The following is a 14,817-nucleotide window of genomic DNA, read 5'->3' as shown; positions in this document are numbered from 1 at the left end:
ATCGTCTTCTGTCATCTTCGTGCTCATGCCGACCTCCAAATCAGTCGGCACTCCATGAATCAGACTAAGTGCAAGTCAGGAATCCCAAAGGGGCCACATGCGGCAATCCGTCCACATCGCCTAATATCGAAGAGGTTTCCCTATTGATGGCGAAGCGCGCTACTAACCAAAATATCGGCTCGTATGCCAACGCCGACACCAGGACCGAGCGGCCAGACTGGAGGCCTGTTCTTCAGCGAACCGCCAGACCCCGTGAAGGCTCAGGGAGTCGCGAACAGTGTCGCACAGCCTGCGAAAGGCGGCGGGATCAATCCGATAATCCAGTACGGTTGATCCCGAGCTTTCGATCCTTGCTTTCCTGGCGAGGCGGAGAAACTCCGTGGGTTGGCGGCGTCTCACTTGGCAACAGGCGCCTTACCGCCTGGTTGTCGGAAGAATTCATTTGGCAACGTAAATAACTATGCGCTATCGGGGTCTTTTGTTTGCGTTAGCAGCTTCGGTTGTGGGGGCTTTGACAGGGGCTGGGCCGCAGTGGGGCGAACAAGCGATCTATGCTGCATAAATGACAGGGCCGGGGTTATTGCTGCTGACGCTCCTGGCGTCTAACCTCGTCGATCGTGCCGCCTCCGTTGTCGCAAACGTTCTCACTTTGGCGCCCGCCGGTACGCTAACTAGTCTTTGTAGTGCCGCAAGATGCCTAACTAGCTCGAGAGATGCGCGCGGAACCCAGACGACGCTCCGGATCGCGCTGACGAAATAGGCAAAGCTGACGAGACGTGCGGGGCTCGTCTTTGTCGGCCATTCCAACGGCGCGAGCCGGTCGCTGGCTCTGGAAGAATTGGCCTGACCCCAGCCACCCGAGGTCAGCACCAAACCAATTTAGGACAGAATCCTAGTACCAGCCGGGGGGAGGCGGCCGATGCCAATAGCGCGGCCGATATTCGTCGCGCCAGCCGTAGGGCGGGGGCGGCCGATGCCCCCAGTAGCCCGGAGGCGGTCCGCGCCATTCGTTTGGCCGGCAGGAGCCCCAGCGTGTCAAATGCCAACCGCGGCCGCATGCGTAATCCACCTGAACAGCTGCTGGCAGTTGCTCCGAAAGACTCGGGGTCATTTTGCCAAAGAGAGGCATCGCATCCACCGAAGGAGCTGCCATCCCAGCAAGCAGGAGCGCACCTGCAATCAAAGACACTTTCATCCGAAACCCTCCGTTCGATCCTTTCGACATCGATTTCGTCACCTTTTGCATGAATGTTTTCTGAACCGGGTTTCTCGTTTCAGAAAGATTTGTCAGCAGTCAGAAGGGCGCTCACGGACGCCCCTCCTACAATTGTTACGTACCAGTGCGGCGATATCGAAGCCGCTCCTGCTCGATCTGCTCGCCATTGTAGGGCGCGAGCGTTTCGTCGAAACGCGACCATCCCTGCTGCTCGTAGGCCGTGCGCCGCGCTGTTGGATTGACCAAGTTGGATCGTTTGAGAATGGCTTCAGCCTCTGGAGCCATCGCGTCAGTCACTTTCGCGGTGACGAGGGTGCCGCCCCGGCGCACGCCTTCCGCGTAGAAATGCGCATCTCGTTCTGGCACGCCGGAGCTCGTCAGTCCGCCGATGATTCCACCAACGGCCCCACCTGCAACGGCGCCAGCCGTAGCGCCCGCTGCGGTCGCAGCAAGCCAACCGGCTGCGACGACCGGGCCGACGCCGGGTATCGCCATTAAGCCGAGACCAGTCAGCAGACCGCCTGCGCCGCCGACAACCGCGCCGATCCCGGCGCCAGTTCCGGCGTCTTCGGCGGCATTCGAATCTCCGTGCCGCTTATCGGCATTATTGGAAACGATGCTGATATCGCTCGACGGCACGCCAGCAGATTCGAGGTCACTAACAGCGGCGCTCGCGTCCGTGTAATCGTCAAAAAGTCCGGTCACAGTTTTCATCATGGCCTCCTTGCGGTTACTTGCCGACAACATTGCCCTGATAATCGAGGGCGATCGAAACGGCTTTGCCATCCTTCATGCCGGTGGCATTCCAAACCCCCTTGTCGTCTTTCTTGAGATCCTTCACCCCGGTGTAACCTGCTTTTTCGATCCGATCCTTTGCCTGGCCTTCGGTAAAGCTGTTGGCGCCTTCCACTGGGGCGGTCGGATTTTTCGTGTCGGGGGTAGCAACTGCGGGCGTGTTCCCGTTGCTGTTGGCAGCGGGTGCGGTTTGAGCAAGTGCTGAAAGAGCCGAAACGGAGATGAATGCGGCAGCAAGAATGATGTTTTTCATGGTTTCCTCTCTAGCTCGGATCTTCGTAATTGGATCCGCTTGATAAACCCTTTGATGTTTTTTTGGTTCCAGCATCGGACTTTAGCCCGATAGCTGCAGGAGCTGCTTGCATGCCTGATATTGGCCCAGCCGCGGCGGCGAAGCTTTCGCAAACACGCGCAGAGCCTGCATCGGCGCTATGGACGGGCGTGTGGACGCATCTGTCCCCTTTTAGGTAGCGCGCAGGGTGCGTCCGGCGGCCGCCTCCTAGTTCGCTTCAACAGGAAGGATATAATTTGAGCCCGGCATTCAAAAGTCCCTATAGTCCAGCGACCGGGTCGCTTCGTCGATCGATTTCCACAAGACAAAACTAGACGCATGATCAAAACCATTCTTGATATAGTTCTCATGCTCGCTCTCGCTATCGTTTGGGTTCTCGGGCTCGCTGGGGTCCTTGTCGAGATGCCATACCGCCATCTGTGATAACTCGATGACGGCTCCGCAAGCTACGATAGCTATGGCTGATTTTGCTAGCGCAACAGCTGCTGTTGCGGTTTTACATCAGAGTTTTCAAATACCTCTTCGAAATGCGAACTCTCTTTAACATCTCGTTGGCGATGGTAGGAGTCGCGTAGCCTGCCCGCGAGTCGGGGGTTTCTTGAGGATTCTTGCATGAGCCTGCACGTCGATCTCGTTAAACGTTTTTCGAGAAACGCATTGTCCGCTTTTGTGCTTTTGAGTTCGGTCGCTATTGCCTATCAGCCAGCGTCCGGTGCCGATTTTCAGCCTGCTTCGGCCCCTCTCGCCGCCCCCGCGCTTCCCACCGCTGCAAAGATTTTTGATGAATTGCGCTTTGGCTTGAGCGGTTCGATCGAGGATGGTCACGATCGCGAAGACGGCGTGATGCCCGATGTGATGCTGCTGTTCAATCCGTTTGGCTACAATCCCGCCGACGATTGGAAGGGCCAGCTCCTTCATCCGCGCATCCATATCGGCACATCGATCGGCACGACCCGCACGGCAGCGCAGCAGCTCTATGGTGGCCTGAGCTGGACACTGACAAATCCCAACGGCTTCTTCACCGAAGCGGGCTTTGGCGGCGTCGTCCACAACGGCAACCTGACGGACGAAAACGATGGTCCGAAGCTCGGCTGTCATCTGCTCTTCCACGAATATCTCGGCGCTGGCTATAATTTCGACAGCCACTGGAGCCTGATGGCCCAGGTTGCCCACTCCTCGCACGCCAATCTTTGCGATGGCCCGAATGGCGGCATGACCCGCGCCGGTCTCATGGTTGGCTACAAGTTCTAAGTCCGTAGTAGGCTTTGGCCGGCTTCCGGATATGCAAAAACATCGTTGCCAACCGCTTAGTAATTCGTGAGGACTGGCACAAGCCTGCGTTCGCGAATCCGACGAGCCAGCTCGGCTGACAGGGATGCCTGCGCCATCGACGGCTCCGTTGATGATGGAATCCAGATCGTCGAGCCGAGTTCACCCCCCACCCTGTACGCTAGGAAAATTGTTCTTTCAACGCTCGTCTTCGCTGCGGTTACCGCACCGCTGTCACTGACCCTGGCGCTGCCAGCACGCAGGAATTCTATGGCCGGCGCTGGCATGATAATCGCGGCTGGGGCGGCCCTTCGCCTAGTTGCCGGTGGCATTGCCGCAGGCCTGGTTGGCGATTGGTACGGCAATCGAAAACAGCGGCCCCCGCTATTACGCTCCTCCCCCACAATGCTGGCATCAGCGCAAGGCCAATATGATAATGGGTATCACGTGGAAAATGTCCGCGTCTGCAACTGATGCGGTGGTTTCTGGAAAAGGAATATTGCAGCCCTTGCAGCACCAATTATTGGCGGACGCTTCATGCATCCGAGCACTACGCTTCATAAAGCGCATAGAAAATTCGCGCGTACGATTCAGGCGGGTTTATCGGCGCTCGCCGGAGCATGTGAGAGCCGCTTTCTGACCCACAACTGAGCGGGTTGCTCGACGTATCTCCTTGAAAGAACCGCGGCCCCGACGGCGCTCGGGAAAAGGACAATGAAGGGGAACCATGGCTCCCCGCTCAATTCACCGAAAAGGTGGCTCAAAATCAACTTCACGGGCAAGTGCAACAGGTAGAGGGAATAGGAGCAGATTCCCAGTTCCGCCAGCAATGGCGTGGCCAAAGCTCGTGCCCGGCCCGTCCAGGCGGCCCACACGGCGGCGATGAACACCCCATTGACCGAGAAATAGAGGAGCGTGCCGATATGCGCCCAATCCGAACGACCGAAGAGCGAATAAAGAACGGAAAGCACGAGCGCCACCCAGGTCAGTATCGTCGCCCGGCCGGTATTTATCCGGTAAAGCATCATGCCGGCGATGAACAGGTGGCCGAACTGCGGCATGAGCAGAGACTGGATAATCCAGTCGTTATAGAGCCGAAAGCCATATCCAGTCAGGAGCATGAGGCTTCTGAATAGGATCATGATGGCAAGCCAGGCAACGGCAACAAGGTCGATATTCCGTAAGCGGTTGGCCGCAAACACAATGGACATCGCAGCGTAGAATACGAGTTCGTATGCCAGGGTCCAATATGGACTGATGAGATTGGGCACGTACAGAAAGGCCTGTAGCATCGTGGAATTGATGAGGACGGTTTGCCCGGCGGTCCGGCCGGTTGCCCATAAGAATAGGCCGGCTGCCGCGACGGAAAGCCAGTAAGCAGGATACAGGCGGCAAGCTCGGCCTATGGCAAATTGGGAGAGCGAGCGAACGCGCTCCAGCGTCATCAGGATCACCAGCCCGCTGATCACGAAGAACAGTTCGACACCGAGGAGACCATAATAGGCAGGCGTGTCGAGATAGTGATAGGCCACGACACCAAGCGCTGCCAGGCCGCGCAAACCGTCAAGAGCGCGTATGCGCCGAGCTTCGGACCTGGATATAGGCATTGATCACCAGAAAAGGATTAACGCAGATAGGCCAAACAGTCGACCTCAGGCATCGACGGCCTCCGGAGCAACGGGCGGCACCGGGCGCGGCTCATCGATCATTGTGGTGACGACGATATGAGTGACCGTCGTTTCATCGGACTTCACGGCAACGTTGACCTGCACGGCCGAGCGGATCTGGTCTATTCCCTTCCGAGCGGCGTCACGTTCATCGTTGGCCTCGATCAGCGATGTTTGAGTGACTAGATAGAATGGCATGGGTTCCCGCAGAATTTTTCCACCCACGGATCTCGTCCGTAAGGCTACCCAGGTCAAGATGATGGTACCTCTATAACCGGCACTCCCGCGATTAAAAAGAGGCTGGCACCATAAGGGGCCTTCCGCCGTATCTCAGGACAATATCAAACGCGCCGGTACGGGGTTTATGCCGCGAGTGTGCGCACCCTATCGGGCACGTAGGAAAGGCAAAGACGAGCGCGGTGTCGGCTGCGCAAAAGCGGCGCTTGAAACCAAAGAAACCGCAATCAATGAGGGGTTAGTTCTTCAATTCCCCGAGGGGGTCAATTCTTCGCGTCAGTTGACACGCCGTGCTTCGACAGGGGCTTTCCCTAGTGTGTATGCCTACAATTGCGCCACCCCGACGTGGCACCAGATCAATACATATTCGCCTTATACTTGCACACGTAGCTAGGGTCACAAGCCCTTCGTTTCTGGAGAGATCGCGGGACTCGCGCAATTGAGCGACGAAAGCTAGAGCCTACCAATCAGTTTAACGATGTCACCACAAAGCGTGTTGTATTCTACGACGCCTGCTCGCTCGAGTGTTCAATGCGCTTGAACCATCTCGAACCTCCGGCCCGACAATTAGTAAACTCGTCTGAGGGAAACGTCTATGCCAACCGGTACAGACAAGCCGATGGTACTGAGCGAGGACGGCTTGCCTTACCCTGAAGATGGATCGCCCTTTCAGAAAGGCGTCACGGCCGGGACCGCGCCGGTACCGACATTAGGATGATCCTGAGCTAGAAATACGAGAGACGTCAGGGCCTTGAGATGGCCCATGACTTCGCGTCAGGTCCGGTCAAATGTGAAGGATGTCAGCAGCGTCGTGACGAAGTTGCTCGCCTTTTCTTTAACGAGCACCTCTGTCCATTCGTCCGTTCCGCGCAGCCGCAGGTCCGTATAAATGCTGTCGACCGCACCCTCTTCAATGCGTTTGATGTGGTCCATAAAGGCCTGCTCCCCGTCCGCATGATACATGTCCCGAATGACCATCCTCAGGATTTCCTGAATCGCAATCTGCCAGGCCGTATTGATCGTCTGTATCTCACCCGTATTTTCTGTCATGGAAACTCCTGTGAGACGGGATGGCATATCCCATCCCGGAAAGGCTTGGTCGCTCATACGGCAATTCCGCGTCAACCAGCCTGGAGTGTTTGATCGGTCACGTGTGTCGCCGATCCAGGAACCTAAGCCTGTCTTGCTTTGCGATTGGCGTAGCGCCGATCGCGTTCAGCCTTTCGCGCCGCCTCGTCCTCGACCACGCGTGCGATGCGGTTTTTCTCGCGAGCATCGCGCGCTTCAGTCTCGGCTCGGGCTGCAGCCGCCATGGCGGCCTGCTGTTCGGCTGCCTCGGCCACCAGGCGCTCCGACTCCTCGAGCTTCACCCGTTCGCGCTCAAGGCGCCGCTCTTCCCTGGCGCCAGCGATGGCCATACGTTCCGCCTGCCTTGCCAAGTTGGTTGGCTCCGCCGCGGTCTTTGCAGTGCGATAGGCATTCAGGAGAGCAGTCTTTGCATCCGCTGATGCCGTGCGGCGATCGGAGAGTTCATTGTTTCTAGCGTTCTTCAAACGTTTGTCCTTGGATTGTGTTGCCGAAGAGGTCAGCGGGTTTTCGCTCGTCGGGCGAGCAGCGAGGCTGTCGCTGTCGCACGGTCGTGCACTTCTTTTGCCAGCCGTGCTTCGCGAAGCCGCAGGGTCTTTTCCTCGCGGGACCGGGTAAGAGAGTCGAGCTCTTCCACGGCGCTGTTGCGAGCAAAAAATTGCGATTGAACATTGCCGAAAGCAATCTCCGCCAGCTGGCGAGATTTGCTGTGTGTCTGCGTCATATTGATGCCTCTGAGGTAGATGCCAAATCTGGTGGCAATAAAAAAGGCCAGGCAATCTGCCTGACCTCGGTTGGTATCATGCGCTCAACAATGCCAGTACATCCGTGGTCAAAGGAAAGCGGATACCTATTGGCCTTAAGCGGCCTGCAGATTGCAGGCAGACATCTTACCCGACTTGTTGTCGCGCTCCATTTCGAAGCCGATCTTCTGGCCCTCGACGAGTTCGCGCATTCCGGCGCGTTCGACGGCAGAGATGTGGACGAACGCATCAGCGCCGCCATTGTCAGGCTGAATGAAGCCGAAGCCCTTGGTGGAATTAAACCATTTAACTGTGCCAGTGGTCATGATGAACCCTTTCATAGCGATAGAGGAACCACAGCACTCACGCGCCGCGGATGGTGATAACGATTTTTGAAAGGAAGGTTCGTTCAGGGCGCGGTGCCAATCGCACGATAACCAAAGCTCAGCAAGCAAATATCGACGGTGGATATATGGACCAACCGCCGCACCTTGTCAACTTTTAGTTTTCAGGACAAGCAGATTCAGCATATGGTTGCAGTCTCGAACTTTACATCTAGCCTTGATCCCTGTGGCCCGTTCTGTAAGCAAGGCCAAAATTAGCCGGATGTCATGAAGGTGTGGTGCTGATCCAAGGTGGACGTGCTACGGTATTTCAGAGGTATCGTCAACTTGACGAAGCATGCACTTGAATGTGGGATGCTCGGCCATGACTGACCGAGATCCTCTTTACCGCCGGCATCGTTTTCCCGCCGAAATCATCGCCCATGCCGTGTGGCTCTATTTCCGGTTTCCGCTCAGCCTGCGTATGGTCGAGGACATGCTGGCGGCGCGAGGGATCATCGTTTCGCATCAAACGATCCGGCTGTGGGCAGAGAAATTCGGCCGCACCTTCGCCAACCAGATCCGTCAACGTTCGTGCGGCCGGCTCGGCGATAAATGGCATCTCGACGAGGCCGTCATTTCGATCCGAGGCGAGACGCATTGGCTGTGGCGCGCCGTTGATCAGGACGGATTTGTGCTGGAGAGGTTGGTGCAAAGCCGCCGCAACGCCAAGGCAGCCAAACGCCTGATGCGTAAGCTGCTGAAGGGCCAAGGCCGTGCGCCACGTGTGATGGTGACCGACAAGCTCCGATCCTATGACGCCGCAAGACGAGAGGTCATGCCGGGCGTCGAGCATCGATCCCACAAGGGCCTCAACAACCGAGCGGAGAATTCCCATCAGTCAGTGCGACAGCGAGAGCGGGTCATGAAGCGCTTGAAGTCACGGCGACAGTTGCAGCGCTTCATCTCCATTCACGATCCGATTGCCAACCTATTCCACATCCCTCGCCACGACATTTCCGCCAGCCATCATCGCCAACTACGCGCCGCTGCTATGAACATGTGGCCGGAGATCGCTCGCATATAATCGGCAGATTGAGCAGGGAGGAATCCCGTCGCCTAACCGACGTTAAGTTTACGGTGCCCCGCAGCAGCTTCACCGCGACCACCAAAATCCTGGTGTAAGCGCAAGCCTTCTGAAAGACGCTAAAATTTGGATCGCCATTTCAGGCAGACAGACCATCAGGAGACAAAGTCGATCCCTGCCTCACGACATGCAGCTATAAAGGCGGTCCTGGCATCTTCCGGCCCGCAAAGCCCATTCATAGCGTCAAGGCACTTGACCCGAGCCCGATATCGAGCCGGAGAGGATCCTTCGAAAGGCCATTCTTTCATCAAGGCGTCATCCAAGTCTTCTTTCGACGTCAATTCGCGATAAGCACCCTCGCCAGGAAGCCGAATTTGTACCCTCGCAATTTTTGGATTGTCCATGGGTCATCCTCGTACGCCGTGGTAGAGGTGAACGCGGAACGAGATTGCTGGTTCATCGCAGGCGCGAATTTCTGTGCGCCTTCTGAAGCCCAGTCCGTCGCCTTCATTTTAGCGTGCAGAATCTCGGCGCTCCACGGGCTCAAGGCCGAAACGGCCTCACCGCCCGTTCAAGAAGAATCTCGCGGACGCGAAAAAGGCACGTCAATCACAAATGCTTCATATCAGCTCATCGTAAATCGCAAAGCGAATCGACGAGCAGCGGAGTATCTAGGAGTCGCCCTCATGCTGATGGCTCTCACTAAGCCCGTCTGTTCCTACCCCCGGCCAGGCGGGCTTTCTTTCTTCAGCGTTCTTGAAAAGACATGATCAGAACCCTCTTCGATCATAGGGCTGATGATTGCTATCGCTATCGTCTGGGTTTTCGGCCTCGCTTGGGCTATGATCGGAATTGCCGAGGCTGTCGAGCGGAGACTGTGAAATATCAGCGAAAACGAGTCCGGAATCGATGTGATGATCGATCAAGGCGAAGTCTCGGCGGGCGAGCGGCGATCTTTGAAGCGGAAATCGAATTACAGGTTCCCGGCGACATCTGTACATTTGACCGTAAGATCGTGGCCGGCGTCATCAGAATTTCGCTTCGTTTCTGTCGTCGATTTGCTGAAAGAACACGTTGCACGGCCCTGGCGAACGCATAAAGATGCGTTCGCCTGCGATAAGCTGGAATGCACACAGAGTATCTCACCAAATTGTCTTTGAAGCGCGACTCTCGCCCATTGCGCACTAATGCAATTGTACGCCGCTTTTCGCGAGAGCAAACTTGTGACAGCACGGGGCCAATTAGCGGGCCACCGGCGGTCATATACCGCCGGTGCAAATGGTTCATCCTCGCGTCAATAAAGACCAGCTGTCTCCACCGTCTTCGTCTTGCTATCCCGGCGATAGTTTGCTTCGATTGCTTTGCCAGTCACAGGCAAAGCGGCAGGCCGACGCGGCGCGACGGGCTTGACCGCACTTGCACTCGATTTGTGTCCCACATCGCAGTCGCCCGATGACGTCTTTTCCACGCGGGGCTGATCGCTATCATTGCCAAAGTAGCGTAGACGCGTCGTGCAGGTCTTGCCCTCTGATGTTGTGCTTATGATCGAATAGCCGGTCGCTACGCTGGGCAGCTTCCTCAAATCTGCGCTTGGCCCGAGAGGAAAAGCCATACGCATGATTGCTGCTTGCTGCTGGTCTAACGCTGCCGAAATCCGCTCAATATCCATGAGAGGCGACGCGAAGATATCGTCATCAGCGGATACGATATTCCTGCTCGTACCCCCGCTAAAGCTAACATTTGGCGGTTGATCACCGAAGTAGCGTATGTGCTCAACAGAACCGTCTCTAAGACGAACAATCAACTCGTGCGTTCGCTCGGATGCAACCGCACTGCCATACGCCATAAGGGCGATGGCCGAACCCATGAGGAGAATGCAAAGCCTTTCCATAACAATCTCCAGCTCGTGTCAAAAATCAACAATCTCACTTCTCAACCGAAAAGCGCTGCTGCGACCTCAAGGATTTGCCGAACAGCGGCACTTTTGTGGCAAAGCCTAAAAGGATCCGTGCTGGGAGCTAAGGACACGGAAAGTTGATGGCAGCGATGATGATCTCAAGACCAGGGCAGGTGGAGCCTCTCATCACGGGGCCGGAAGCACGCAACTCTCAGCGCGCCGATTACAGTTCGCCGGCCGAGCAATTTCTTGCAGTCACATCATTTGGTCGCTGCGATCGTGGCTGCGCATATAAGAACGTTCGCGACGGCGGGCGACACGGTCGATAAGGCTGGACGCGAAAAGCGCCAATAACAGTAATCCCGGCCCCGTCATCTGGGCGGCATAGATCGCATGTTCGCTCCATTTCTGCTGAGCTCCGATCAAAGCGCCCGCAACTGAGGCGGCCAACGCAAACAACAGGCCGCCCACAGCCCCATCAGCGAGAGCCGTGACCACTGCCCACAAGAGAACGACAAGAAGCGCTGCGCCCCACATACTTACCTCCGCCTGAAATTACCGTCTCTAGCCTTCGAAGAACTGATGATACCCGATGATGGCGAATAGATGCAGGAATCGCCGCTTCCAGTCATCTGCAGGCCACCCAATTGCCATATTATTGCGACGATGAGTGAACGACCCAGAGATTTCAGGACGATCAGTAGCGTGGGCGAGCCACGTAGCAATCAGGAGGGAATCTGCATCAGCGCTAAGGCGATCGCTCCCCGACCGAGCCTGCCACCATCTTGCACTTGCTCGAAGACAGTGCTGGGCGGCTTCACCCGCCCAGCGGAAAGTTCGGACAAAAAAATCGCCAGTGTCTTAGATCTCGGTCTGTGTCGTCTGTCTGGCCTTCGAGGGGTCTCCCGATGGCCGAATCCGTCGATCCTCTCGTGCGCGTGTGACTTCCTTCTTGAGTTTGGGAGCGTCAATAACGCAGCCCTGTTTATAGTCGAAATGCATCCCATCGCCGCAGGTAAAGTCGATCAGGGTGACAGGGATATTCAAAACATGGGGCTCCGCAGCTTGCGCACCCGCACTGGTCAACAGGCTTGCCGTAGATATGGCAAGCGAGAGCGATACTATTTTCCCAGCTTGACGAATGATCGATGTGTACTTCATCGGTGCAACCCTCATCTCTTTCACCCGCAGTCATTGGCAATTGAGCGTCGCGTCGGACGGGTGGTCGCTGTGTGTTGCCTTCCAAAAGATCACGTTGAATAGGATCTTGAGGAGGAGCGACGCTCCTGCAATCAGGTTTGAAATATCTTCCATGGGATCGGCGGACCGCCGTCTTGGAGGTTGATGCCCCATTGCGATCCGGAAGGCAGCGACCTTCTTGCGAAACGGCGATATTGCCTTGAAGGCACTTCCATACGTGCGATAGTTTTTCCTGACGAAAACGGGCTTCTCAAACCACTCCTGTGCCATTGGAACCTCCTGTCTTGGCTGATGTGTTCGTCGAAATTTGAGAGTGCCGGCGGTCAGGGCCGGTCCCTCTGATTTGGTAAAAGACGAATTTCCGTTCAAGGCCCTGACAAGAAAATCGCCGTGGCTCCGCGTCAACGGCCGATGGCTGGCGCCCTCGCGACGATGTCGAGCGACGAATATGGTGATAAAACGCGAAATTACAGGCACGATACGGATACTGGCGCGGGGGCCCACCGAAATTGACGCCGTGTCTCCCGATGAACGTGCGGTACCTAAAATAAAACCGTGGGGCCTCCTATGGCTGGTTGAAGAAGAAAGAACTCGGATTCCTTATCTTCGAGTTGGCACGCAACAATATCTTCGATGCGTGCCGCTCGTTTGACGATCGGTGCATCCTCGGGCCCTAGAGTTTCCAGACCAGCTCCTCGTGAATATTTACCGTTGGTCGCCCTACCGATTCAGCGGGGACGCTTGCGAATTCTGGCCCTGCACAGACGAAAACATGCCGCTTCGGCATGCTTGAGAGAGGGGAGCGAATCTAAAGATAAATTCCGCCGAACAGCGGAGATCGAGGGAGTTGCTGTCACACTTAAACAGTCGATAGGCTCGGGGAGCGGGCGGCCCGAATCCTGGCCGACTCACATCGCTAGTGGACTGCGTGGCTGGCCATCCGGTAGGGATGCACGGCATTGAACTGCGAGATCATGGCCGCCGCCTGCTGTAGCACACGCTTGGGCTAATGAACATCGTCGCGGGCCAACTCGTCGGCATTGATGCGGATTGCCTCCGCCATGTTCGCCGAAAGCACGGCAAAGCGACGGTCGCCCTCAACAAAGGCTTGGCGTGCAGTCCCTTCCGTAGGTGGCACGTTGAAACTTGCTCACATTCCTACGTGTGCAGAGCATGGCGGCCACTCACGCCAACAGTGATCACCCCGTGCCTGGCTCACCGATTCCCACAATCTGTTATAATGTTTGATGGAAACATCGACGTCCCACGGTTGACGGTTTTGCCCGGTCGATCAGAGGGGCAGTCTCATCTGTGACGGAGAAATCCGGGCGGTTTAGATATTACCAACCGTTGAAGAGGAATCTCGCGGACGCGAGAAAGGGACGTCAATCGCAAATGCCTCATATCAGCTCATCGTAAATCGCGGACTGTCGAGCAAAAGCTGTGGGAGATTATGCACGGGCTTGCGCGGAAGAAATTCGCGTCGAGGCAATCGGACGTCCGAACTGCCGGGCGTCGTGAATTTTCGTTGAATATCAAGCTTTAATATCGTAACTCCCTCCGGCTCGATGGTAAGTTCCTAAAACTTCCGTTTCACGATATGTCTGCAACGCTGGATTGGGCAATCTGGCGGAAGGCCGCTGCCAGATTAGATGAGCTCTGGCAGCGGCCTTCTCTGCGGGCGGGGCTCCTTCACCGTCGTCAATCGAATTCTGTTAACCCTATGCGAATGATCAAATCCGTCGTCATAGCAGCGATTGTTATCCTCATTTTCTGGGTCTTCGGACTTGCCTGAACCCTCGTACAGATTTTAAAGGCGCTCGGCTGGCTCGGTTAGGCAGGCGACGGCGCTCTGGCAGCTGGCCGGCGGTCCGTTTCGTAGCATTGTCATGCGCGCTGTTGGCATCCCGATCCACAACAGCTCAAGCACAGACCCTGTGAGCGTCCTTTGTCAGGCACTCCTGATGGAGGGATAGAGTTGCGCCGTCGCTTGCGCGTTTCTGCGCTTGCTCGACTTGTCAGACAAGCGAGCCGCCAATCACAATGAGACAACCGCAGTTGAAAAGCGGAATACGTTGCGCGGCAGAACAGCGTCTCGAAATGTTGCGGGTGAAAATCAGTGGGTTAAGTCTTTGGTAACTCGCCCGTCTTTCGCATATCGGATCTGCTGTCGTCAGATCGCAGGGCGCAGCTGCCCATCAGTGTCGCGAAGTAGAGGTTCAGATCGCTTCCGCGGGACTCAGTGAATCGTAGTCGCGTCCTTCAAGATTGCCAGCAACTTTGCGACACGTCGCTGCGCTATGGGTTTTCCTTTTCACAATGATACCTAGATGAGCAAAAGGCCAGGCGCCGGAATTTCATCGCATTCAATTATGCGGGCCATTCACGCCGAGGCCCCAGTTGCCGCTGCGTGAAAATTCAGTGGCATTTCAGGAGGCAGCCAGTGGCAGATCCCATAGATGCGCTTGTCGGAGCCAAGATTCGTGAACTGCGTATAGCGTCAGGTATTTCCCAGCAGGCCTTGGCCAACGCAATTGGCACCACCTTCCAGCAGGTGCAGAAATACGAAAAAGGCAGGAACCGAATTTCCGCCAGTCGCTTGCAAGCTGTCGCAAGTGCGCTTGGCACAAACCCAGCCGTGTTCTTTCAAGCATCGGACTTATCATCCCCGTCAGATCCACGGCTTTCTGCGGAGGCAATGAAGTTCATATCCTCGTCGGAGTGCATGCACCTTACGAGGGCGTTCATCGCCATAACAAATCCTGCCATCAGGGCGGCGGTCCTGCAGCTCATCGTCGCGATCGCAAACCCAGCGGCCTAGAAGCCGCCCTTTTGCCGCGGCTAGAAATCGAATCCAGTTGGTAACTTGCTACTCGCCCGTTACTAGTACCAGGCCACAGAGATTATGACTCTTTGACAGGGTAAGCTTTGCGGAGTTTTTGGCGGGCGTTTTCGGTTGTGAACATCCATTGGATCTTTGCGCCATGGGCGTTGCGTTGCTGCTC

General features: G+C 56.2%; 15 protein-coding genes and 1 pseudogene. 3 read left to right on the top strand and 13 right to left on the bottom strand.

The features are described 5' to 3' along the window. Nucleotides 1-1,330 precede the first annotated feature (1,330 nt). Nucleotides 1,331-1,930 carry a general stress protein gene (locus DTW90_RS36050; RefSeq protein ID WP_149344869.1) on the bottom strand — a complete coding sequence of 200 codons (600 nt, stop codon included), beginning with the start codon at nt 1,928-1,930 and terminating at the stop codon, nt 1,331-1,333. A gap of 16 nt (nt 1,931-1,946) precedes the next feature. After that, a complete protein-coding gene (locus tag DTW90_RS36045) occupies nt 1,947-2,264 on the bottom strand; it encodes a PepSY domain-containing protein (RefSeq protein ID WP_149344875.1) in 318 nt (105 codons plus the stop codon). A gap of 651 nt (nt 2,265-2,915) precedes the next feature. Here DTW90_RS36045 and DTW90_RS36035 point away from each other — a divergent pair. Beyond that, nucleotides 2,916-3,554 carry an acyloxyacyl hydrolase gene (locus tag DTW90_RS36035; protein ID WP_149344867.1) on the top strand — a complete coding sequence of 213 codons (639 nt, stop codon included), beginning with the start codon at nt 2,916-2,918 and terminating at the stop codon, nt 3,552-3,554. 608 nt (nt 3,555-4,162) lie between these two features. On the opposite strand, the gene DTW90_RS36025 is transcribed toward DTW90_RS36035, so the two are convergent. The 6 genes from DTW90_RS36025 to DTW90_RS36000 form a co-directional block, all read right to left on the bottom strand. After that, on the bottom strand, nt 4,163-5,179 hold the full coding sequence (locus DTW90_RS36025) for an acyltransferase (protein ID WP_149344865.1): 1,017 nt from the start codon (nt 5,177-5,179) through the stop codon (nt 4,163-4,165). Between the two features lie 45 nt (nt 5,180-5,224). Next, nucleotides 5,225-5,437, bottom strand: a complete 213-nt coding sequence (locus tag DTW90_RS36020) for a hypothetical protein (RefSeq protein ID WP_132528529.1) — start codon at nt 5,435-5,437, stop codon at nt 5,225-5,227. 813 nt (nt 5,438-6,250) lie between these two features. Further along, on the bottom strand, nt 6,251-6,526 hold the full coding sequence (locus tag DTW90_RS36015) for a hypothetical protein (protein ID WP_149344873.1): 276 nt from the start codon (nt 6,524-6,526) through the stop codon (nt 6,251-6,253). 122 nt (nt 6,527-6,648) lie between these two features. Next, nucleotides 6,649-7,029, bottom strand: a complete 381-nt coding sequence (locus tag DTW90_RS36010; RefSeq protein ID WP_149344863.1) for a DUF6481 family protein — start codon at nt 7,027-7,029, stop codon at nt 6,649-6,651. A 32-nt stretch (nt 7,030-7,061) separates the two neighbouring features. Continuing rightward, on the bottom strand, nt 7,062-7,286 hold the full coding sequence (locus DTW90_RS36005) for a hypothetical protein (RefSeq protein WP_149344861.1): 225 nt from the start codon (nt 7,284-7,286) through the stop codon (nt 7,062-7,064). Between the two features lie 135 nt (nt 7,287-7,421). Beyond that, entirely contained in the window at nt 7,422-7,631 is a 210-nt protein-coding gene (locus tag DTW90_RS36000; protein WP_067966826.1) for a cold-shock protein, read from the bottom strand. Nucleotides 7,632-8,013: 382 nt separating this feature from the next. Here DTW90_RS36000 and DTW90_RS35995 point away from each other — a divergent pair, with 382 nt between their 5' ends. Continuing rightward, a complete protein-coding gene (locus DTW90_RS35995; protein WP_149344859.1) occupies nt 8,014-8,715 on the top strand; it encodes an IS6 family transposase in 702 nt (233 codons plus the stop codon). Nucleotides 8,716-10,009: 1,294 nt separating this feature from the next. Here DTW90_RS35995 and DTW90_RS35985 read toward each other — a convergent pair. The 5 genes and pseudogenes from DTW90_RS35985 to DTW90_RS37980 form a co-directional block, all read right to left on the bottom strand. Continuing rightward, entirely contained in the window at nt 10,010-10,606 is a 597-nt protein-coding gene (locus DTW90_RS35985) for a hypothetical protein (RefSeq protein ID WP_149344856.1), read from the bottom strand. Nucleotides 10,607-10,867: 261 nt separating this feature from the next. Beyond that, a complete protein-coding gene (locus DTW90_RS35980; protein ID WP_132528563.1) occupies nt 10,868-11,149 on the bottom strand; it encodes a hypothetical protein in 282 nt (93 codons plus the stop codon). A 324-nt stretch (nt 11,150-11,473) separates the two neighbouring features. Next, complete coding sequence (locus tag DTW90_RS35975; protein WP_149344854.1) at nt 11,474-11,773, bottom strand: hypothetical protein; 300 nt, start codon at nt 11,771-11,773, stop codon at nt 11,474-11,476. Between the two features lie 30 nt (nt 11,774-11,803). Then, nucleotides 11,804-12,082 carry a hypothetical protein gene (locus tag DTW90_RS35970; RefSeq protein WP_132528565.1) on the bottom strand — a complete coding sequence of 93 codons (279 nt, stop codon included), beginning with the start codon at nt 12,080-12,082 and terminating at the stop codon, nt 11,804-11,806. Nucleotides 12,083-12,728: 646 nt separating this feature from the next. Beyond that, nucleotides 12,729-12,938, bottom strand: a pseudogene (locus DTW90_RS37980) (hypothetical protein); the annotation flags it as partial. A 1,317-nt stretch (nt 12,939-14,255) separates the two neighbouring features. Between DTW90_RS37980 and DTW90_RS35965 the strand changes: the two are divergent. Then, nucleotides 14,256-14,633: a helix-turn-helix transcriptional regulator gene (locus DTW90_RS35965; protein ID WP_165928040.1), complete on the top strand. Its 378-nt coding sequence runs from the start codon at nt 14,256-14,258 to the stop codon at nt 14,631-14,633. Nucleotides 14,634-14,817 lie beyond the last annotated feature (184 nt).

The organism is Neorhizobium sp. P12A, assembly GCF_008365395.1.
Lineage (GTDB): Bacteria > Pseudomonadota > Alphaproteobacteria > Rhizobiales > Rhizobiaceae > Rhizobium.
The sequence above is the reverse complement of the archived record's forward strand: the minus strand, read 5'-3'. Positions and strand labels throughout refer to the sequence as shown.

Excerpts from the sequence above, each read along its gene's own strand:
- DTW90_RS36050 (WP_149344869.1), bottom strand. The coding sequence starts at position 1,930 with ATGAAAACTGTGACCGGACTTTTTGACGATTACACGGACGCGAGCGCC.
- DTW90_RS36045 (WP_149344875.1), bottom strand. The coding sequence starts at position 2,264 with ATGAAAAACATCATTCTTGCTGCCGCATTCATCTCCGTTTCGGCTCTT.
- DTW90_RS36035 (WP_149344867.1), top strand. The coding sequence starts at position 2,916 with ATGAGCCTGCACGTCGATCTCGTTAAACGTTTTTCGAGAAACGCATTG.
- DTW90_RS36025 (WP_149344865.1), bottom strand. The coding sequence starts at position 5,179 with ATGCCTATATCCAGGTCCGAAGCTCGGCGCATACGCGCTCTTGACGGT.
- DTW90_RS36020 (WP_132528529.1), bottom strand. The coding sequence starts at position 5,437 with ATGCCATTCTATCTAGTCACTCAAACATCGCTGATCGAGGCCAACGAT.
- DTW90_RS36015 (WP_149344873.1), bottom strand. The coding sequence starts at position 6,526 with ATGACAGAAAATACGGGTGAGATACAGACGATCAATACGGCCTGGCAG.
- DTW90_RS36005 (WP_149344861.1), bottom strand. The coding sequence starts at position 7,286 with ATGACGCAGACACACAGCAAATCTCGCCAGCTGGCGGAGATTGCTTTC.
- DTW90_RS36000 (WP_067966826.1), bottom strand. The coding sequence starts at position 7,631 with ATGACCACTGGCACAGTTAAATGGTTTAATTCCACCAAGGGCTTCGGC.
- DTW90_RS35995 (WP_149344859.1), top strand. The coding sequence starts at position 8,014 with ATGACTGACCGAGATCCTCTTTACCGCCGGCATCGTTTTCCCGCCGAA.
- DTW90_RS35985 (WP_149344856.1), bottom strand. The coding sequence starts at position 10,606 with ATGGAAAGGCTTTGCATTCTCCTCATGGGTTCGGCCATCGCCCTTATG.
- DTW90_RS35980 (WP_132528563.1), bottom strand. The coding sequence starts at position 11,149 with ATGTGGGGCGCAGCGCTTCTTGTCGTTCTCTTGTGGGCAGTGGTCACG.
- DTW90_RS35975 (WP_149344854.1), bottom strand. The coding sequence starts at position 11,773 with ATGAAGTACACATCGATCATTCGTCAAGCTGGGAAAATAGTATCGCTC.
- DTW90_RS35970 (WP_132528565.1), bottom strand. The coding sequence starts at position 12,082 with ATGGCACAGGAGTGGTTTGAGAAGCCCGTTTTCGTCAGGAAAAACTAT.